General features: G+C 38.8%; 17 protein-coding genes and 1 pseudogene. 4 read left to right on the top strand and 14 right to left on the bottom strand.

The annotated features are described in order from the left end of the window. Positions 1 to 51 precede the first annotated feature (51 nt). Complete coding sequence (locus BFJ94_RS04610) at positions 52 to 1143, top strand: mechanosensitive ion channel family protein (protein ID WP_229717121.1); 1092 nt, start codon at positions 52 to 54, stop codon at positions 1141 to 1143. Positions 1144 to 1639: 496 nt separating this feature from the next. Here BFJ94_RS04610 and BFJ94_RS04605 read toward each other — a convergent pair whose 3' ends face one another. The 6 genes from BFJ94_RS04605 to BFJ94_RS04580 all read right to left on the bottom strand — a co-directional run bounded on the left by BFJ94_RS04605 (position 1640) and on the right by BFJ94_RS04580 (position 6360). Then, a complete protein-coding gene (locus tag BFJ94_RS04605; RefSeq protein WP_120461608.1) occupies positions 1640 to 2434 on the bottom strand; it encodes an ABC transporter permease in 795 nt (264 codons plus the stop codon). 35 nt (positions 2435 to 2469) lie between these two features. After that, complete coding sequence (locus tag BFJ94_RS04600; RefSeq protein ID WP_162944167.1) at positions 2470 to 3246, bottom strand: ABC transporter permease; 777 nt, start codon at positions 3244 to 3246, stop codon at positions 2470 to 2472. Positions 3247 to 3257: 11 nt separating this feature from the next. Next, the gene (locus BFJ94_RS04595) at positions 3258 to 4274 is read right to left on the bottom strand and encodes an ABC transporter ATP-binding protein (protein ID WP_120461606.1); all 1017 of its coding nucleotides are present in this window, start codon (positions 4272 to 4274) and stop codon (positions 3258 to 3260) included. A gap of 225 nt (positions 4275 to 4499) precedes the next feature. Beyond that, positions 4500 to 4976 carry a transcription elongation factor GreA gene (gene greA / locus BFJ94_RS04590; protein WP_120461605.1) on the bottom strand — a complete coding sequence of 159 codons (477 nt, stop codon included), beginning with the start codon at positions 4974 to 4976 and terminating at the stop codon, positions 4500 to 4502. A 702-nt stretch (positions 4977 to 5678) separates the two neighbouring features. Further along, entirely contained in the window at positions 5679 to 6002 is a 324-nt protein-coding gene (locus BFJ94_RS04585; protein WP_120461604.1) for a hypothetical protein, read from the bottom strand. A gap of 28 nt (positions 6003 to 6030) precedes the next feature. Beyond that, positions 6031 to 6360, bottom strand: coding sequence for a hypothetical protein (locus BFJ94_RS04580; protein ID WP_120461603.1), 330 nt, complete (start codon positions 6358 to 6360; stop codon positions 6031 to 6033). Between the two features lie 576 nt (positions 6361 to 6936). On the opposite strand from BFJ94_RS04580, the pseudogene BFJ94_RS04575 reads away from it, so the two are divergent. Together BFJ94_RS04575 and BFJ94_RS04570 are read left to right on the top strand one after the other, a co-directional pair. Beyond that, positions 6937 to 8136 (top strand): annotated as a pseudogene (locus BFJ94_RS04575) (IS701 family transposase). 468 nt (positions 8137 to 8604) lie between these two features. Beyond that, the gene (locus BFJ94_RS04570; protein ID WP_120461602.1) at positions 8605 to 9141 is read left to right on the top strand and encodes a hypothetical protein; all 537 of its coding nucleotides are present in this window, start codon (positions 8605 to 8607) and stop codon (positions 9139 to 9141) included. A 103-nt stretch (positions 9142 to 9244) separates the two neighbouring features. Here BFJ94_RS04570 and BFJ94_RS04565 read toward each other — a convergent pair whose 3' ends face one another. The 4 genes from BFJ94_RS04565 to BFJ94_RS04550 form a co-directional block, all read right to left on the bottom strand. Next, positions 9245 to 9769, bottom strand: a complete 525-nt coding sequence (locus BFJ94_RS04565) for a hypothetical protein (protein ID WP_120461601.1) — start codon at positions 9767 to 9769, stop codon at positions 9245 to 9247. 160 nt (positions 9770 to 9929) lie between these two features. Next, on the bottom strand, positions 9930 to 10511 hold the full coding sequence (locus tag BFJ94_RS04560) for a hypothetical protein (RefSeq protein ID WP_120461600.1): 582 nt from the start codon (positions 10509 to 10511) through the stop codon (positions 9930 to 9932). 120 nt (positions 10512 to 10631) lie between these two features. Further along, entirely contained in the window at positions 10632 to 10940 is a 309-nt protein-coding gene (locus BFJ94_RS04555; RefSeq protein WP_162944165.1) for a hypothetical protein, read from the bottom strand. A gap of 226 nt (positions 10941 to 11166) precedes the next feature. Next, positions 11167 to 11469, bottom strand: a complete 303-nt coding sequence (locus BFJ94_RS04550; protein WP_120461598.1) for a hypothetical protein — start codon at positions 11467 to 11469, stop codon at positions 11167 to 11169. Positions 11470 to 12335: 866 nt separating this feature from the next. Between BFJ94_RS04550 and BFJ94_RS04545 the strand changes: the two genes are divergently transcribed. Further along, positions 12336 to 13292, top strand: coding sequence for an IS30 family transposase (locus BFJ94_RS04545; protein WP_120461597.1), 957 nt, complete (start codon positions 12336 to 12338; stop codon positions 13290 to 13292). A 205-nt stretch (positions 13293 to 13497) separates the two neighbouring features. On the opposite strand, the gene BFJ94_RS04540 is transcribed toward BFJ94_RS04545, so the two are convergent. The 4 genes from BFJ94_RS04540 to BFJ94_RS04520 form a co-directional block, all read right to left on the bottom strand. Then, positions 13498 to 14031: a hypothetical protein gene (locus tag BFJ94_RS04540; protein WP_120461596.1), complete on the bottom strand. Its 534-nt coding sequence runs from the start codon at positions 14029 to 14031 to the stop codon at positions 13498 to 13500. Then, on the bottom strand, positions 14032 to 14382 hold the full coding sequence (locus BFJ94_RS04535) for a ParB/RepB/Spo0J family partition protein (protein WP_120461595.1): 351 nt from the start codon (positions 14380 to 14382) through the stop codon (positions 14032 to 14034). A gap of 274 nt (positions 14383 to 14656) precedes the next feature. Then, positions 14657 to 15073 carry an RHS repeat domain-containing protein gene (locus BFJ94_RS04530; protein WP_120461594.1) on the bottom strand — a complete coding sequence of 139 codons (417 nt, stop codon included), beginning with the start codon at positions 15071 to 15073 and terminating at the stop codon, positions 14657 to 14659. 263 nt (positions 15074 to 15336) lie between these two features. Continuing rightward, positions 15337 to 20958, bottom strand: coding sequence for an RHS repeat domain-containing protein (locus BFJ94_RS04520; protein ID WP_120461592.1), 5622 nt, complete (start codon positions 20956 to 20958; stop codon positions 15337 to 15339). Between the last annotated feature and the right edge of the window lie 59 nt (positions 20959 to 21017).

Below are 21017 nucleotides of genomic sequence, written 5' to 3'. Positions count from 1 at the left end.
TATGCAAGCTTATTATATAACACTATGAACGTTCAGATGGAGGAGATAATTGTGAACTTGGAGTGGATTCAGCAACTAGTACAAACAATCAGATGGACGGATCTATCCATTTCTATCGGAATCCTGATTGTATTCCTCCTGCTGCGCAAATTTCTGACCCATGTCCTGTTGAACTGGATCAACAAACGCTGGATCAAATCGGAAATGGCAAATAAATGGAGCTCCGCCTTCGAGAAGCCGCTTAGTTTATTCATTCTGGCAATCGGCGTCTACCTCTTGATTCATTATTTCATGCATGACCATGTTCTGTTCATGAGCTCTATTAACCGGATCTTTCGCAGTGTAACCGTCATCATTATCGGTTGGGGAGTGTTCAATCTGTCGGCCTCGTCCTCCTTCCTGCTGGGAAGCATCAGCAAGCGGTTGGGGATTGACGACTCTAGTATGCTCATCCCTTTCTTGTCCAAGGTGATGCGATTAGTGATCATCGTACTGATCATTACGATCGTCAGCGGCGAATGGGGCTACAGCATCAATGGCCTGGTCGCGGGCTTGGGGCTGGGAAGCTTAGCGATTGCGCTCGCCGCCAAGGACACGCTAGGGAACATTCTCGGAGGCGTGGTCATTATTCTGGAGAAGCCCTTCTCGAAGGGAGACTGGATTATGTCGCCCAGCACCGAGGGCATCGTGGAAGACATCACCTTCCGGAGCTCCAAGATTCGTACTTTTGCCGATTCCATCGTAACCGTGCCGAATGCCACACTCGCCAATGAACCGATCACGAATTGGAGCCGCATGGGCAAGCGGCGGATTACCTTTAACCTCGGCGTCGCCTTAAATTCTAATCGGGAGAGCTTGGCCACGGCCTTATCTCGTATTGAAGACGAGCTGAGGCATCATGATGATATCGATCCTGGCACGATCATGGTCCGGTTCAACGAGTTCAATGAGAGCAGCCTGGGCATCTTTTTCTATTTTTTCACCAAGACGACCGTGTGGGCTGAATATCTCGCCGTTCGCCAGAACATCAACCTGATGATCCTGCAGATTCTGGAGGAAGAAGGCGTCCGCCTCGCTTATCCTACTAACCGGGTATATGTTGAACAAGAGGAGCAAGTGCAGGGGAAGTATTATAGTAACTAATTGAAGCATGTCAAAATAGGGGGCTGTCTCAAAAGTCGATCTTCCGACTTAAAGACGCCCCTTTTGCGTGCCCTAAAATGTGAACAGCCCCATGTTCTAGCCGGATTAACGCTAACGGCCATCATTGTCCGTTAGCGTTAATCCGGTGGCATCCTGCCCTTGTAACGGACAATGATGTCCATTACAAGGGAAATAGCCGCGAAAAATTGCATTTTTCGCTTCTAATGGTCAAAAGTGTCCGTTAGAAGAGCCTAGTTGTTGTTTTCATGCTCTAACGGTCATTTTTGACCGCTTGTCAGTGGTAAGTCCTGGCTCGTTCCGTCAGTTCTCCTTGCGGGGGCTAGCAAGGTTCACACTGAGTTTGGGATTGTGGCTTTGGCCCACAAAAAAGTTAGACGGAAAACATGACGTTTCTCCGCCCAACTTTTTATTTTGGAGGCTTATTGGACAGCCCCCTTAAGCTACTTAAGCTAATCCATAATCCTTATAAAGCGTATTAACCCCCCGCTCCAGAATACCGATTGATCCCCCGCCTCCAAATTTGATAGGCTAATAAGAAAACCACAGGGCCCACCACCAATGCAGCCAGTCCATACAGCGTCGTCTCAATCGAACTCCCATGAGAGAACAGAAATAAGCTAGGGTAATAATTGATCATAGCTAGCGGTATAATCCAGGTTAAAATGATTTGGAAGAAGGTCCCATATACTGAAATAGGATAGGCTATGAACTCTCTGACCCTGAATAAAATCGTAAACAGATATTGAACCCGCAAAAAGTAAAACGATAAGGAGCCAATGACGACCATAAAGGCAGCCTGCAAGAAAGAGGCACTTATAATCGCTAAAATCAGATACAGAATCCTGACGATAGTCCAGTCTATCGATGTATTCACTAAGGACCAGATCAGCACCGTCCCAGAGATGAGAATATGAGCGATGTATCCGATGTTGAACAAGCTGGCGATAAAGTAAGGAAAAGAAGCTAATGGCTTCGTGATATACTGTTCAAACTTCCCATCGATTAATATTTGCCCCAGGCCAATCATGGGCGAATATACAAACGAAGCCCCAATAGCGTATGTAAGCAAGTTCAGACTGTACAGAAAAGCGATCTCGGTCCAGCCCCAACCATTGATCGATTCAAATTTCTGAAGCAGCAGCCAGATCACTAAGTAATTCGCAGTATAGCCGACGATCTGACCCATCGCTCCCAAGATAAATGATTCTTTATATTCCATCTTGGATTTTATAACCAATTGTACAATGTAAGTAAATAGCCGTATGGACACTTATCCACCTCTTCCCACCATAGCCTCGTTAACCGTTAACCACCTTGCAGAACCAGTCTTCGAATGGCCCTTCTCCATAGCAATTGCACAATGATCCACAGGGTAATAATCCATAGAACCCCTTTCACTAGCACCCAAAGGACCTCCATCCCTTCAATCGTCTCCATAAAAATAGCCGCAGGAATAAAGCCTAAAAACTGAAAGGGAAGCATTTCAGCCACGCCCCTCCACTCCTTCGAGAAAAACCACAGCGGCAAAAACGATCCGGAAAACACCGTGATCAATGCCGTAAACATCCACTCTAATGCAAAGGTGGTCAGAAACCAAAAGGAGATCAGTGCGATTAAATAAGAGATAAAAAAGGAAATCAATACAGCAAATAGGATAGCTATGAAAAATAGTAGCAGTGTAGTCCATTCATGAGGAAAGGTAAGTCCAAATAAAAGTGAGGAGATAACTATTGTAGGAACTAAGGTGCACAGCACTTGGAAGCAGATATTACCCACTTGATCAAAGAACATGAGGATTGGAAAAGAAATCGGCTTAAGCAGATCCATGGCGATATCCCCATTTTTTAATTTACCATCGATCGTATGGATCATCTGATACATTAATATCATGGATACGGATGTGCTAATGATTGAATAAGTGATCATCGTGCTAAGATCGATTCCCTCTATGGCACCTGTACCCAAGAGCGCAGACCAGATTGAAATTTGAATGAAAACGACGGAAATATTGCCGATTAATCGCAGCCATATTTCAAATCTGTACGACATATTGCGAAGGAATGCTTTCTGAACAATCGCCATCACCGACCTCATCAACTCACCACTTTCGATAAGTCACCTTGAAGATCTGACTCTGATTCAAGTCCCTGATAGTACATGCGAATGACTTGTTCGATATCATAATCCTGCAAGGAGAAATCGGTAATGATATACTTCTCGGAGATCCGCCCAATAAACGTATTTATAAAAGACAGGCCCTTCTCGATCTTGTACATTTTCCTGGCGCCTTCATCTGCTATAAGTATAGCGTCCTCGAACTCCAGAGTTCCGGGGTCGAATTGAAATTCAATCGTAAGCAGTTTACCCGACGAAATATTCGCTTTAAAATCTCTGACCGCTCCATCAAAGATGAGCTTGCCTTGATTGACAATGAGGAGTCGCGGACAAATCTCCTCTATATCTTTCAAGTCATGAGAAGTTAAAAATATAGTGGCATTTCGCTCCTTATTTATGTACTTGAGGAAGGAACGGATACTATCCTTCGCAACCACATCCAGGCCGATCGTCGGCTCATCGAGAAATATAATTTCAGGATCATGCAATAAAGCGAGCCCGATCTCCGCTCTCATCCGTTGCCCCAAGCTTAATTGCCTGACAGGTTGAGATATGAAAGCCTTCAGATTTAATAATTCCATGAAAATATCCATGTTCTTTCGATAGGCTTCATCGGATACATGATAAATTCTCTTATGTAATTCAAAGGAGTCGGATACCGGTAAATCCCACCACAATTGACTTCTCTGTCCGAAGACAATTCCGATATGCTTGGCGATTTCCTTCCGGTTCATATGCGGAATCAGATTATTAACCGTCAGTTCTCCTGCTGTAGGCACTAGGATCCCCGTTAACATCTTGATCATGGTTGACTTCCCCGCACCATTCGGGCCTATATAACCGACGGCTTCACCCTGATCGATAGTAAAAGATACTTGATTCACCGCATTGATTGTCGTGTATTCCCTCGAGAACAAACCTCGTATGGAACCCATCAATCCGGCATATCTCTTCCATTGCCTGTATTCTCGCGTGATTTCGTCAACTCTAATCATACATTACCCCCGAAACGATTAATATTTTGCGCAACCTCGGTGATAACCAATAACGAGCTTATCATCTCGTAATTAGATAACTCTGTCAATTAAGAATATCCGGGATTATACATAGCTTCCATTGATTCTACAATAATCGACAAGCAGGAGAGATTCTGAACAAAAATTAGGCCCAAGGTAAATGTTCATTCACCTCAGGCCCGTTTTACTCAAGTTCATCGTATTTTATTTAATTTCCAAAATTTCATATTTGATAATGCCTACGGGAGCTTCGACGTTGATGATGTTTCCGAGCTTCTTACCCAGAATCTCCTTACCCAGGGGACTCTCATAAGAAATTTTGTTCTCGAACGCATCTGATTCCGTCGGACCGACGATTTGATATTCCACTTTTTCTTTGAACTCCAGGTCGTTCAGCACTACAGTGGAGCCAATGCCGACTGTCCCCTCTTCCACGCTGTCCGCATCCACAACCTTGGCGTTCTTGAGCATTTTCTCCAAGGTGAGAATACGTGTCTCCATAAATGCCTGGTCTTCTTTGGCGGAGTGATACTCGCTGTTCTCCTTCAAGTCGCCATAGCTGATGGCTAATTTGAGCCGTGCAGCCAATTCACTGCGCCGTGGTCCCTTCAGTTCCTTAAGCTCAGCTTCCAGCTTCTCGAGCCCTTCTTGTGTCAATATTACTTCTTCTTCATTAGCCATTATCTACATCTCCTATTTATCCTGCATACCCTTATTTTAAACTATTTCCGTAAAGGACGGGGCATAAACTTGAAAAATATTTGTAAAGGATAAATGTGGAATGGATGGTGATGGCGTTCTTTACGTTCTGGCATGCTCGCGTTCTGGAAATCGCCCCATCGCCATCAAGTCCATTTGCCATGGTAGAGTAAGGCCCAGCTAATAAATGCAAATATGCAGTTATATTGCTGATTTTCGCTCTCCCTTGAGAAATAACTGCATTTATACATCTAATCTGACAGATCCGCTCGCAAACGGGGCTTTCTCCGGGAAATAGTTGTATTTTTGCATCTATTTTCCGATTTCGGGATCATTCATTGGAAAATAAGTGTATATTAGCAGTTATTGGTTTAGTGGTGTCAAATAATTCTACAGTTCATGAGTTTAAAGACTCTGATAGATTGTTAAAATTTTCAATGTTCTCTTTATATGTCCAGATATTCTTCTCTGATTTTAACCGTAGAGCCTCACTTACTGTTTGGCCTTTCATAGTTATATTTGTAGGGTTTAATAAAACTAACTGAGAAATTTGATCAAATGAAAATGTACTATTAATAAATGAAATTGCCCAATGACCACGTATATTCTCTATATTTCTCATGCAAAAATTCCTCACTTTATTTAATCATTTTCTTTAGTTCTTCTGACTATAAAGTAAGTTAGCTACAAGTAGCGTTTTTCAACACTTATTACATCACTAATTTCATTAAGTACTCGAATAATCAACTCACTACTGCGTTCTGATTCTGAGTCAGGGAGATACCCAGACTCTGCCTGAAGCATATTATATAACACGAATAGCTTGTGGACTAAACTATGCTTTATATACTCTTGATTATGCGTTAATGTATATATTTCCTTTAGATAGTGCGAAATTTTGTAAAGTTCGTCCATTAATACTTCTTTATGAACCTTTAGCCTAGGCAATAGAATTGTCATAGATTTCAACAATAGATTCTCTAACTCGTCAATACGTTCTTTATTCATAGCAAGTACCCCACAATCGCTGATTGATCTATAAACATATTGAATGAAGTTCTTCTTCGGCATATGCTAAAGCGGCAGCAAACTCATTAATCCCAACAAATTCATAGTACGGATTTACTTTCTTTGACGTGGTTTTATTTATATCTATCACTACTACACCTTGTTGTTGTTCTCCTAGAGTATTTAACTTTAATGCATATGCCAAATTTCCAGTAATTGCAATCCATAGATCAAAACCAATAGAGGCATCTTTCCCGACAATCATATTATTGTACAAAAAGTCAATTAATTCCTCTAACTTTTTCTCGGCAGGATGATATATTGCACGAAACTGCTGTCTTGTGTGTAAATAATTCAACAGGCACTGTGCACTTGTAAAAAAGAAAACTACATGGGGAGCTTACCATGTGATTTGAAATATCATAGTTTCGCTTCTTTAAACCAAACATTCAATGATGTTATACTATCATCCAAAACGTATTCTTCACTAAATGCCTCAAATCCGGTTAATCTCCAGTCACTAAAAAACCTGATAAGAACGTCTCTTATTTCATCTAATGAATTTATACTCAGAGGAATTTCAACATTAACAATAAAACAGTCATCAATTTTAAAATACTCTGAGACTCCCAATAAATTGAAACCTACTGATGCATGTTTGAAAATTGTCTTAACTTTATTAATAGCATCAATTTTAAATTATCAATCTCAGTTCTCCTTATTTCTATGATAACGATTTTAGTCTACGAATTTCTCGCAATGTAATTATGTATCTTGTTCCAGTTAAAACCATTTAGTAACAATTAACCTTAATACTATAAATGAGCAAATTCACTTCCAGTAAATTGTAAAATCAAAAAGAATAGAGACAAAATGCTTCCCTTGTGTTAAAAGTAGTCACCACAACAATTTTTTCAACCAAGGAGGAATCACTATGTCTCATACCGATATCGTACCCGAACATACTGCTATTCGCAACTATTTGTCCCAACATCGCTTGCCACTCTATTTTTCAAAACCGGTGATGGCGCATATCGAGACGTATATGGTGGCTGCGACAGCCAAAGGTTTTCGAGGGAAAGTCGTAGACCTGGCCGAATATAGTGATTGCCATCGGACTTCTATTGGTCATTTTCTGGCTGAAGGCAAATGGGACGAAAGCGTACTACAGCGCCAGGTCAAAGCGGATTCTCTGGCTCAGGTTATGGCTATCTCGGGGCGTACCGCCGAACCGTACTTTGTCATTCATGATGATACGATTGCACAAAAGACCAAGCCTTCGTCACAGGCACAGTCTCCCATGGAGTGCACTGGCTTCCATCACTCGTATTTGCTCGGTAAAATCGTATTTGGTCATCAAATCCAAGCCACTGTTGTGGCTTGTGGCGATACATCCTTGATCCACTCGATCGACCTGTGCGACAAGAGCCAGAAGCACCCAGACGGTAAAGTCGTTACGAAAATCGATCGGGTCTAGACTCTGCCACCCCCACTCCATGGCGGCTATGCTTTAGTGGACTCCTGGTTTACCTGTCCCCGCGTCATCGACGCTTACGCCGCGGCAGGCTACCATTTTATCGGTGCACTCAAAACGAACCGAATTCTATATCCCCAAGGCATCCGAATTTCGGTGCAAGACTTCGCGGCACACATCCGTAAGCCAGACGTTCGCCTCGTGACCGTGAACGGTTCTTCGTACTGGATGTATCGTTATGAAGGGGCACTCAATCAGATCGGTAATGCCGTGGTGCTACTCTGTTGGCCCGAGCAGGCTTTTGGAGAACCGAAGGCCTTACGAGCGTTCTTATGCACGGATGTTTCGCTGGAAACCGAAATGATTGCGGCTTACTATGCCAAGCGCTGGCCCATTGAAATCTTCTTTCGTCAATCCAAGAACAATTTGGGTTTTGACACCTATCAAGTTCGTTCTGCCAAAGCGTTTATCCGCTTATGGGCACTTTTGGCCTGGACGCATCTCTATTGCACAGTCGGTTTAGGACGATCTTGCCCTTTTGGGGAGGGATTACGTGCTGTACGCAAGCAGGTTCAGCAAGACCGCCTTAAGTATGTCTACGAGTACGCCCAAAAGGGTATTCCGTTTTCTACGGTTTGTGAGCGATTCCATGTAGCCTAATTATCTATTGGTATTTTCTGTATCCATTTTTGCTCATTTATGTTAAGGTAAAAGCAAACGCTGACACTACTCAGAATTAACTTTTGTAACTAATGAAGTTTCAGGTGACACAACTGCAATTGTTCCTGTTTTTACTTATGGTCCTAATGGCGCTACTTCTGGTTCAACATCTAGCACTATAAATAGACAATTTTCATATAAAGCACCAAAACATCGGGATGGCTCACAGGCAGTGGCCTCCTATCTCGATCCTGTTTATCAACCAGGTCAATCGTTCTTAAATGAGCTTCAAGTTTTAGGGATTAAGGATGTAAATGTACACAAGATTCCTATGACTGTTGTGACTGTACCAGGTGCTCTTAATTAACTTATTCGAAGAGCATAACAATCTTGGAGTATAAACAAGGTGTTATGCTCTTTACTCAATCTTTTACGTATCAATAGTTTACATTGTGGATGTGAATATACATGCCTAAATTACGATTATTATTTGTTATAATTCTATGTTCGTTTCTTACTAGTTGTAGCACTAATCAAAATATGACGTTTGAAAATATTAATCGCCAGTTGGATGATGCGTCTGGAACTGAGAATAATCTTTGGTTTGTCCCTGCCAACTTCAGTGTAAGTTCATTTGATATAAAGTATGGAAATAATAAACTAGTGTATACTTGGACATTTACATTTCACGAGAAATTTTATCAAAAATTATTAATAACAAAACCAAAAATATATTACAAATTACTTTTTCCTAAAGAAGTCTCAAATATTCTTAAAGTTGAAGAATCCGACTATTCTCAACTTCAACCTATCGAGTCTACTGGGAAAAGAACGTACGCTATAGAATTGCCACTGATTATGGACAATGAATTATCAGATGAAGAGATTGAGCTGTTACGTAATAACTTGGATTATAATCTTATGATATATAATGACAATTTCAAAGCAATTAATGTGATTGGAATTAATATACATTCAATGGATAGAACAATTTATTATAAGTAGGTATAGTCTGTAAAATAGAGTCAACTATATTAAACATCAATTCTTAACTTAATAAAGGACCACAAGCGAGAGGGGATCGCCTGTGGTTTAGAATAATCCTGCTTTATTGAATCCTATTTGATGTTCCAGCAACAACGTCGATTGTGAACTTCTCCTCAGGAATGTGAAGATCTTTTGTCGTATATAGAATATACTGTGTTGAATCGTCCGTTGGTTCAAGTTTCACCCAGTGATTAACATCACCAATGCGAAGTCCCTCAATCATACGTGTCTGAATATTAATCATGATATACGATTCCCCTCCCGAGGCAATTTCCTTTAGATAGAGTCGTGCACGGCTATTTCTTTGAAATAAATTAATTAACTCAATTTGATATTCATATTTTTCGTCCGCTGTAATCTTTAATGAATCACTTCTTATCTTTTCGTTGGCCCAACCGTTGGTGTTAACGCTTTGAATTAGAGAGATCGAGATTAGTATTGTGATTACTAGCATTACACAAATGCCAGCATAGTCGACTCTACTCGTCGGAATCCATCCTTTGATGAGTAGTATAGTAAACAACGTAGCCAATAATAGAACAGGGATACCTGCTCCCCAAAAATAAAAAGTTCCTGTAATATCCATCCCTCGTTGAAATATGCCGTAGATCCTAAAAGAAACCAAACGAATGCTGAGACACTAAATATAATTAGTATTATTATTAGAAGCCGTAACCATACCCGCATATGCGCCTCCCTTAGGTTGTCGAGCCCCTTTCAACCAAAATGATCTCTATCCCAAGTTCTTATTCCACGTATTCAGCCCATATTTGATATAAACTATAAAGGTCATTACTTTGAATCCCTTTGGCTGCTTTATAGGTGCAAGTATTAACTACTCTAACTGGATTTAAAGTCATGTTTTTATTAAATCCAACGATGATTGGCCTATTTACATCAACGAAATTCCGGGGCTTATAGATTATCCCCCATTTCAGTTGAACAAATTGTTGAATTAGAACTTCGCCGAAATAGAGACCTATATCCATAATCATAATTTCTGTTTCTTTACTTAATTTATACTCATTTTCACTACATTCTGTTTTTATCCACCAGGGCAACTGTTCATTTTCTTCTGCTAATTCCTCACTCGTCTTTTTAATCTGGACTATACGCGGAACAAACCAATTCCATAGTAAATTTAAAGATTTAGTAGTCAAATCTAAATCTTTTGGGCTACCACCTCCGGTACTTTCATAATAGTCAACCAATACTTGTATTCTATTTTTTCGATTTTCTAAGAACCACATAAAAAAGTGATCTGCTTCTCTCTTGCTCATAGTATCGAAAGAACCAAGCTCAAATGGAACTTCAATATTAGGATACACTTATCCCCCCCTTTTATCGGGCCAAGAATATATTTCCCACCGAAGCCAACTGTTTATTCTTTACGCTGCACCAATCAATCTTTGGAGTTCTTCAGCATCTCCCTCTTTTCCAGACCTTCACTATTCAATGAAAATACCACCATTTGCATATCTTTCATCCAAATATATATTTATCTTCTTAATCTTATAAATATAAATCCTGGAGCTTTTACTTGTCTTATCCAGCTTCACTTTAACTAACCTCTCATTTCCTCCAATAAACGGGTTAAAATCCACATATAAAATCTGTTTTAATCGCCAGCCTTCAGCAATAACTAAATTGCTTTCTTCCCAATTCATCTCAGGCAAATCAATATGATGATATTCAAGAATAGCATCATCTTTTGACTTAACGATATAAACTAAGGAAGTTCCATCTTTATGTTTCATGACCGATGTGACTTCGTAAAACCTTATTTTCTGTGAATAGAATAAATACGACAATATAATTATTACCAAACAACAGAAAGCAATCGTAATAACCCACCTATATTTCATTGTTTCCCCCTATTTAATTGGTCCCCATACTCTTTTGCCAGCCCAATTTTTCTTATTATGGTTAATCACTTCATAGCTAAAATGGAATTTACCAATTCTATAATATTTGACTAAGCCGTTAGCTTTCCTTTTTATTAGTAGTCATATATTCATCTTTTGTATAATCTAAGATCAAATTATTAGAATTACTATGAAAATACAATGAAACTAACTCAATATCTTCATCGTCTGAACCCATTGAATCCCACTCATTAATAAATTCTTTTTCCGTATCAATACCAACAACATGTGCTTTTGTGTTATGATCTTTCAGCCATCTTGCAGCATCCTTTTCCGCTCTTTCTTGGAATCCCCCATTTTTCCCATGTGGTAGACCATAAAAAAAGTATGCATCATGCCCAGTGGGATCTATATATACCAATGGATTGTTGTACACCTGGGGCAAAATCACTTCAATGGTTGAATCTATGTCTAACCCCTAACAATAAAACAGTCATCAATTTTAAAATACTCTGAGACTCCCAATAAATTGAAACCTAATGATGCATATTTGAAAATTGTCTTAACTTTATTAGTAGCATCAATTTTAGATACACTGTTAATATAAAAACTGCAATTTAGCATTTTATGTTTGCTATCATGCTCAGCTTGAATGAAATGGACATTTATATCGACACTATTGATTGAGTATCGAATTTACCTGCGCGAGCTGATGAGAACCCCCATACATAATCATTGCATAACGTCTTAAGAATATCTTTTGCCATATTTACGTCGATAATCTCGTACTTTGTTTGTAAATCTAAAGTGGTCAAATAATACATCAAGTTGTTTTCGTTCTTTTTATCATTAGCAACTACAGTCCCAGACTTCACAAACGACGTTTCAAGTGTTTTTATAATTTTTTTTAACCTGTTTTGACTGTTCTTTCAATGCGGTGGCTGTTACAAACAAAAGAATGGCTTATCCTCATTCCTCATGCAGGTTAGGATAAGCCTTTGAAATCTACTTATACTTATATAGCCACTTTTTAAATAAAACTCGATAAATTTTGGGGCAGTAAACTTTGCTTGTTGGTATACCTGGATACTCACCAAGCAAAAATTCAAAATCTTTATACTGGTCAAAAAAACTATTACTAATCACACGAACCTCTCTATTTTTTTTATAAGACGGATTGTAAAATGAAGTGCGACACCTGCTGGAAATAAATAAAAAAGAGCCCATGGCCGGATTCGTGTAGAATGAAAGTTCCTACACCCTACATTCACACAAGGAGAATCCACCATGAACTACACACATCTTAGCATAATCGAGCGCAGCAAGCTAGAAATCCTCCACCAGCAGGGGAAAAGTGCCAGAGCGATTGCCAGAGAGCTCGGCAGACATCATTCCACCATCAGCCGTGAACTGGAGCGTCACGAGGGTCAGGAGACCTATGGTGCACAGCGAGCCCAGGAGAGCTATACCCAGCGTCGTAAAACCTCGGTTCCCGAAGGCAAGTGGACGCCGGAGCTGGCTAGAGTCATCGAAGAGAAGCTTCAGGCCACCTGGTCTCCGGAGCAGATCACACAGCGGTTTCGGCAGGAGAAGCAAGCCATCGTATGCTTTAAAACGATCTATCGCTGGCTGTACGCGGGCCTGTTGTCCAAAGGCATCCTCACCGTTCTCAGACACAAAGGCAAGCGGCAGAAGCCTGCTGAGACGCGTGGCAAGTTTACCGTGGGCAAGTCTATCTCTCAGCGTCCCAAAGAGGTACGGTCTCGGGAAACGTTTGGTCATTGGGAACTCGATACGGTGGTCTCAGGCCGTGGGAAAAGCAAGGGCTGTGTAGCTACGTTCATTGAGCGTAAAACGCGCTTGTACAAAGCCATTCGGATGCCAGACCGCACAGCGTTGTCTATGGAGATCGCTTTTGGTGTAGTTGCTTCTGAGTATCCTATCGGAGCCTTTCAAACCGCTACAGCAGATCGTGGCAAGGAGTTTGCTTGCTACACCAATCTGGAGGCCACCCATAGCATACAGGTGTACTTTGCTGATCCGTATTCCTCCTGGCAACGAGGCTCCAATGAGAACGCCAACGGCCTCTTGCGAGAGTTTTTTCCCAAAGGAACGGACTTCGCTCAAGTTACGGACGAGGCTTTACACCATGCTCTTGATCTGATTAACCACAGACCACGAAAATGTCTGGGATGGAGAACCGCTCGCGAATCTTTTTCAGAGGAACTGTCGCACTTGCCTTGACAATCCGTCATAAAATAAATATTCTTTCTTACATATCATACATTTTAATTGATCTACTTCTTTCCCGAAACCAACTGTATTCAACTCATTTCCACACTCTTTACAAAACAGAGCATACCTTTTCAATATATTTTCCAACATAATAATTCTCCCTCACTATTTCACTATCTAATACCGAATTTCTTTTCAATTACTAAACTTAAACTTATTGAATATTTTCTTTATTATTTTTTTTGTTTTGTCGTCCAACATAATTATAGAAACCTTCTCTAGGAAGACAAACAACACCCCTAACTCCATATAATTTCATATAATCTTCGTATTTTTCTTTGTATAAACCACTAATAATTTCACAGAACTCCTTTACATCAAGTGACTTTAATTCTCTATCAATTTGAGGATGATAAAGTTCAATTCTGACTATATGGCTATATATAATCATTGATAATTTATAAATTTCATTAATGCATTCTTCAAACCAAGAAAAACAACCTTCAATTGATATTTCTCTGACCTTACTTTCTTCAGAGTGAACTGTTAATATTAAAGAATCATTAATTATAAACTCATATTGACTTCTAGGAACACATTTTATGTTATATACTGTAAAATTTTCGATAAGTTGTAAAAGAAATACTTCTGATTCACCAGCATACCCATAACTTTCATAATCATTTTCAATTGGAATTCTTGAAATACCTTTAGGTAAAAACTTAACGAAAAAACTTTCTGCCCCCATTCACTCCACCACCTTTACAGGAACTGTTTTTAACCCCATTTGTTTTGCCGCCCACCATCTATGATGTCCATCAATAATTTGGAATGTTCCATCCTCAAGAATTCGAACATCAATAGGTTGTTTTATTGTACCGTGGTCTTTGATATATTCTCTTGCTGAACGTAAAGCATCTCTATTATAATTTCCTCTATAAAAATCGAATTCATCTTTTGGGTTTTTAACCAAATCAGAAACATTAACTTTAATTTTCTTAAATGATCTCAAAAAAGCAGGGGCTGACTTCGAGAATTTTGCCGCAATTTTTGATGACAGAACTGCTCCTCCGGCAACGGAATTCCCAATAATATCCATGGATTGGATTTTCCAAGCTGTTCTCCATATATGTAAGCCTCCTGTTTTGTTGGGTCTCCAGTAAAAATGTAATTACCGTTTTCAACAACATATTCAAAAGGAGTTATTAAGTCTTCGCCTATAAAACTTGCTATGTCCCCTAATGTTATTTCTCCTTTATACATTGCTCTTCCTAATTGATAAGCTCCTTTTCCCAATGTATATGGATTTGTGGTGAGAACTGATTCTATTGTTTCAAGCCTACTAGAAGTCCAATATCCAAGCAACCCATTGCTCAAGTTCCAAAATATTCTGTGCCCTCTTCTTTGTCTGAAAATCTGTTAAGCATGTTAGCAGCGTTGTATGAGTAATGAGTCTGTTTGGTGGTAGGCTGATCTTCATCAAAGGTCGTGCTTCGTTGCTGGCGATTCCCTCGCTCATCATATACATATTTAATTTGCTCGGGCTCTATATCTTCCTGAACAAGACGATTTAGACCATCATATGAAAAACGCTCATTCGAAGACTGATTTCCCCTCGTTCTATTTATTTCTACTATATTCCCCAATCCATCATACTTATGAAGCTCTTCATATCCTGCCATACCATTCGTTTGATGAGTTAATCCAATGATCTCACCAAATTCATTCTGCTGTATTCGTTGGGATGTCCGGTTTGGATACGTAATGCGATCAAGAAAAAAGAACCACATGGAGTTTATACACTCACATGTGGTCACCTGATTAGCTCAAAAACTTAAAGAGCAAGTAACATACAAATAATAAATTGACACCAACAACTAGTGCTGTCTTAAATGCCTTTTTCATTTTCAGAAATTTACCGATTGTAAAAATAGTCAGTAAGTAGATTATAAAAATTGTTGCACTAATTTTATCGCTTGTTGATGTCCACACTATGAACCCTAATATTATTAAAATCAGAGCTATGATTACCCACTGATAAACTTTTTTCATATCATTTATACCTCTTCCAGTACCTGGCATTTGTAACATAATAACCTTCAGTATCAATAATCATGTTGTCAATTTTACCGGTATCTTTGTTTGTTCTATAAATCATTGATTTGGTTGCTCCTGCTTTCGGTCCACCCGGAATAAATTCTAAACCTAATGAAGCTGCTGCACCGGTAGAGTGCATAACAACTTGAGTTGTTCCAAATGTTGCAACTGTTCCTACTCCGTAGCCAATAATTGCTTTTGCAGCTATAGCGTGGTATTGCTCTGTTTTCGAAAAAGTATGAATCTGCTCCCAGTAATCGTACATTGGATTAGCCCCATAATATACTGTGCCGTTCTTGTCAACTAAAATTGTAGTGATTTTGTCATTATCTTTGTTAGTTACATTAAACCTATTTAAAAATGTTTCAGTACTTTGCAACAAACCATCTCTTAGTGCCTTCTTATTAGTTGTTTTGTTATAAAATTCTTTTCTTAATCTATCCGCTTCATTTGAGGCAGCTTTTTTAGCAGCAGAATCTTCTCTTTCATTCGCTTCAGCCCAATTTATTTTCTGCTCATTTATTCTGTAGTTATAGTCCCATAGTAGAGGATCTATTGCAACATTACCACTCGGATCAATATACCTCAACGGATTATTCTGCACATACGTATATAGGTTTAGTGTCAGTGGATTCGTCAATGTCCCCTTATACGTATCCTCACTCACAAACCTGCCATCTACTGGATCATAATAACGAGCGCGTAAATAGTATAAACCTGATTCGTCGTCATAATATTGACCTGTGTACCTGTAGGGGTTAGACATAGATTCAACCATTGAAGTGATTTTGCCCCAGGTGTCATATTCGTAGCTGTTGAGCATTGTTCCAGCAGAATCATTTATTTGTATAACATCACCATGACCATTGTATAGGTAGTATCCTGCTTTATTTGAGTTGTTATCTTCTCGATATAGAAGCTCATTACCCCAAATATTTCGTGCTTTTACTCCTGTTACATTACCATCTGAATCCAGGTTTAACTCTTCAATTACATTGCCGTTTAAATAAACGTACCGAACTCTCTCATTCGTTCCCATCTTAGTTGCTCTGAGTCCATCAGCGTAATACGTGTAGGAATATTCTGTACCCTCTTCTTTGTCTGAAAAACCATTAAGCATGTTGGCAGCATTATAGGAATAATGAGTCTGTTTGGTGGAAGGCTGTTCTTCATCAAAGGTCGTGCTTCGTTGCTGACGATTTCCTTGCTCGTCATATACATATTTAATTTGCCCTGGTTCTATTTCTTCCTGAACAAGGCGATTTAGACTATCGTATGAAAAACGCTCATTCGAAGACTGATTTCCCCTCGTTCTATTTATTTCTACTATATTCCCCAGTCCATCATACTTATTAAGTTCTTCAAATGTAGCCACGCCATTCGTTTGATGAGTTAGTCCAATGATCTCACCAAATTCATTCTGCTGTATTCGTTGGGATGTCCGGTTTGGATACGAAATAGTATAAAAATTGTTATTAAGGCCAATTGAATAATTGTATCTCATTATCCCAGAATTCCCATACTCAACGGATTCAATACGACTTAGATTGTCATACGAAATCTGTTGAGTCTTGGCATCTGGAAAAGATAGGTTTATCAAGCGATCCCAATTATCATATCCTAGTTGATAGTTGCGTCCAGCTACTGTTTGTTGATCGATACGATTCCATTGATCGTAATGATAGTCGATACTCTCAACTTTGTTTTGTTCCCCATACTCCGTAGAAGTTAAATTAGTAATCTTGCGAGTAAGTTTATCGTAAGCATACGTAATCCCGTAGACTTTCCTGTTTGAATTAGTAATTTCAACAGACTCAAGCTCATTTAGATTTGTGTATGCATAACGTGTAACTTGACCCTTTTTGTCCATAAATTTTGCAGTTAGACCAATGTTATTGTATTCATAGCTTTCCTTATTACTAGAAGCATCGGTACTACTCATAATCCAACCGGCTTCATTATATGAATTTTCGGTTTGCTTCTTTCCGTTAAGATAATAGGTTAATAGATTACCATTATGGTCATAAGCATACTTATGTTGCTTACCCTCCTGATCTTTCAGAAGAATTAAATGATGATTTGAATCATAGCTGTATTCCGTAGTATTACTGCTTCCTGGGGAACCCCCAATCTGAGTAATTATCTGGTCTTTAGTTACATCACCAAATGCTGAATATGATTTAGAGGTCGTTCGAACTTGATCAGAAGATTTCTCAACAATCCGCTCTAATAGTCCGATTGTGTTGTAATATTTAGTCTCTACCTTGCCATCTGGGTAGTTCATCTCAACTGTTTCTTGATAGCGTTCATTATTTCCAATAGCTGTATTCGCATAAGTGAAGACGGTTGTATTCCCCATGCTATCTGTTCTTGTCTTCTGTCTTCCGATGGAATCATAAGTATAACTTGTTTGTAAGGATGGCTCACCAAATGGGAGTTCAGCATCAATGATTTGACCATCCGTCGTCTGATTGACAAAAGTTACTCGACTCATACCTTCCCTGGACTGTTCGCCCCGTAGAGCTAATCCAAACGGAGAATACTCAGTTCTCTGAATTTCTCCATCCGGTAATGTGATAGTTACTTGCCGCTTCGCATCATCATAAGAAATTGAGGTATCTCTTCTAGTCAATGTAAAACTGGAAAATACTATTCTGTCCATGGAATCATACTTGTAGTCCCTAAATGAATGATCCGGATACAAAATTCGAATTATATTCCCACGAATATCATATCTATACTCTGTCTTCAAATTAGAAATGTAAGGGCCGCTGGATAATTTCGTCTTAATTGATTCAGTTTCCACCTGTCCTAAAGCAGTGTAAGTATAGTTTCTTTCTGTAACCTGCGGTACCTTCTCAAACTGATCTCCAGCAGCTGATTCCAAGGTTTGAAGTACATTTCTATCTTTGTCATATAATGTGTATTCGGTTTTATAAGTGTCTGAATTCATTTTAGATGGGTTTACAGGATCTCTATACTTCTGGGTCCAGATTGTTGATTTTAGTTGCTCTCTCTTGTAAGATTCAGGATCATTACTTGAATAGTACACTAATTCTTGGACTACTTCCTGCTGTTGATCTGAACTCTTAATAATCTTCTTTGTAAGTTTATGTTGGGGACCATCGTATTGATATAATGTTGTATTTCCCGATTTATCTACATATTTAGTTACCAGCCCCCATTCATCATATGTGTATGACTCTTTAATGCTTGAGTGAGGAGGTGGAGGAGGACTCTGAACATCTGATATGTTACCGACATAAGACGAAATAACGTTTGGTTGCTCGGTACCTTGAGTATACTCATAGCTAGTAATATAGCTATTCCGATTCGTGTAATGAATCCCTTGATCATTAAGCTCCAACGGATTGTAATCCTCAGGGTTAACCCAATTATATTTCAAAACAAAGTTAATTCCATCAGGCTCATATTCATACTGTTTAAAGCTATAATTTTGCAATTTTCCAACTTGCTTCTGTGTTCTTATCGTTTGCTTATGGCCAAATCGAGAACTATTTCTAAGTCGAGGGATGTTCTGTTTATGGTTCTTCCAATATTCATTAAACTGCCAACCATGATCCAAATGCTGATTCGCATAATAATCTGAAATTAGCTTAGTCTGATTATTTTCTTCGTAAATATAGTCAACCCGTTCAACCGCATGATAACCGAAATAAGTTATAGCATTTGCATCCGTATATAATCTTGTACTGCCTCTGAATAGTTCCTTCTGTACATACTCTGGGTTAATGGACCAACCAGAATTATAGTTCTGATAATTAAATTTAACCTTTAGGCCATTAAAAAAGTTAATATTCTTCAATAATAAGTAGGCGATCTCTCCATACTGTATATTGTTCACTTGAACAATACTACTTGATTCAACATATTGATTATCTGAGCTCCACAACCATTGATTGGAATAACAAATTTTCGTCTTATCTGTACATTGATTTGCATCGTAGGGCGTAGGAGTGCCATCGGCGTTAGAACTATAGGCATAATCATTAGATTTGAAATTAAAATCCGCCAATTTAGTCGAATCAATCGTATAGTAATCATAGGACTCCAATATTTTCTTTCCTTGTGTTTGATCAATTACTTGTTCTAACTGCCAATAACCCAAATTAGGATTTTCTATTATTTGAGCCCCTGCCTCGTCCGACCAAGTTCTGTATGCCAGATTTGTTACCGAGCGAGACACATCATATTTTATATCTTTAACAATTGCCGTCTCATCTGTTACTTTAATTCCAGTTATAATGAGTGGGCTATCTTTAAAATTCAAATCTCTTTTCCTGAAGATAGTAATATTTCTCTGGTAGGAGTCAATTATGTTGATATTATCATTACCATCAGTTTTAAAATCATTATATTGATACAAGATTTTATCACCATAGCGGTTTTCCTTGCTTAAAATTCTTCCAGAGGGACTAAACGTATATGTAAACTCCTCATTTACAGTTAATTTATAATTGGATTTCTCTTTAACTAAGGCTACGTTCTGGTAAGGATATTGATACGGAACCCCATTATGGAACTCAATGGATGCCCCATTCTCCAAAGTAAAAATAATCTTCTCTACTTCTGAGGACTGTAATGAATACTTCGTCAGGAATCCGCTTGTTGGGATATTTGCATTAGGATCTTCGGCACAGGGATTATTTACTGCAGCACAACTAAGTAACTCTGGTTTGATCTCAGCAATCTCGGAAGTGATTTGCATATTAGGGATATTCAGAGTCCACCCAGTAGCTATAAAACCATTAATCTCAGCCTTTGAAGTTACTTTTCCTATATTTCCAATGTTAATTTCATATTCTGGCGATAAAACTTTACTGAACAAAGAATTATAGGACCGACTCAGATTTAGCCCCAATCCATACTTTCCTGTTAATTGAATATCCGTTACGCTATGATTTGCTGTTCTATATATAGGGTCAACAATATTACCTGTTTGGACTGAATAATTGTACTCACTATTAAATTCATCGACTTGAAACGGCTTTGCGGAATTAATATTACTCAAGGAATTAGGAGTGGTCATAAGTTGAGTAATTGTTTTGTTCTCCTCCAAATCAGATTGATACTCTTGTAAATATCCCTCACGATTCCTAACATAGTTATAGTTTTCAATAGCTGCTGGCACAATTTTATTCAAGTGTTCTTTTTCTCTTTCTGACAAATGTTCAATGATAGCGATTACTTGCTCTTCACTCCAATTGACCACTTCTAGCTTTTGCTCTTCCGTTAAATTGACCAGTTCCTCGGGCTGATAATATGCCAGAATTTGTTTCAGTTTTGGACTGAAATTCTTTTGAATATATTGATTGCGACCAGTAGTCTTTAAGGTACTATCTGTTTTGTGAAAATCTAGGCTAAAATTTTTACTCTCCGAGCTTTTATAAGTAAATGCCTCTGGCACTATTTCGTTTGCTGATTTACTTACAGAAGAAGATGAATCAGAAGTGTTATTTTGTTGAGAGAACTCTGATGAAGCCGCAAATACCAACGAACCAGGATTTATGGAAGTGATTAGCATTGCAACAACAAGCAATTTTACAAGAATCTTCATTGTGAACCTCCCAATTATATAATTTAAAGAGCCACTTATGACTGCAAATCTAAGTGGCT

Source organism: Paenibacillus aceti (assembly GCF_003614185.1).
Lineage (GTDB): Bacteria > Bacillota > Bacilli > Paenibacillales > Paenibacillaceae > Fontibacillus > Fontibacillus aceti.
The sequence above is the reverse complement of the archived record's forward strand: the minus strand, read 5'-3'. Positions and strand labels throughout refer to the sequence as shown.

Coding starts and splice junctions, on each gene's coding strand:
- BFJ94_RS04600 (WP_162944167.1), bottom strand. CDS start 3,246: ATGGCGATTGTTCAGAAAGCATTCCTTCGCAATATGTCGTACAGATTT.
- BFJ94_RS04595 (WP_120461606.1), bottom strand. CDS start 4,274: ATGATTAGAGTTGACGAAATCACGCGAGAATACAGGCAATGGAAGAGA.
- greA (WP_120461605.1), bottom strand. CDS start 4,976: ATGGCTAATGAAGAAGAAGTAATATTGACACAAGAAGGGCTCGAGAAG.
- BFJ94_RS04585 (WP_120461604.1), bottom strand. CDS start 6,002: ATGAATAAAGAACGTATTGACGAGTTAGAGAATCTATTGTTGAAATCT.
- BFJ94_RS04570 (WP_120461602.1), top strand. CDS start 8,605: ATGCCTAAATTACGATTATTATTTGTTATAATTCTATGTTCGTTTCTT.
- BFJ94_RS04565 (WP_120461601.1), bottom strand. CDS start 9,769: ATGGATATTACAGGAACTTTTTATTTTTGGGGAGCAGGTATCCCTGTT.
- BFJ94_RS04555 (WP_162944165.1), bottom strand. CDS start 10,940: ATGAAACATAAAGATGGAACTTCCTTAGTTTATATCGTTAAGTCAAAA.
- BFJ94_RS04545 (WP_120461597.1), top strand. CDS start 12,336: ATGAACTACACACATCTTAGCATAATCGAGCGCAGCAAGCTAGAAATC.
- BFJ94_RS04540 (WP_120461596.1), bottom strand. CDS start 14,031: ATGGGGGCAGAAAGTTTTTTCGTTAAGTTTTTACCTAAAGGTATTTCA.
- BFJ94_RS04535 (WP_120461595.1), bottom strand. CDS start 14,382: ATGGATATTATTGGGAATTCCGTTGCCGGAGGAGCAGTTCTGTCATCA.
- BFJ94_RS04530 (WP_120461594.1), bottom strand. CDS start 15,073: ATGTGGTTCTTTTTTCTTGATCGCATTACGTATCCAAACCGGACATCC.
- BFJ94_RS04520 (WP_120461592.1), bottom strand. CDS start 20,958: ATGAAGATTCTTGTAAAATTGCTTGTTGTTGCAATGCTAATCACTTCC.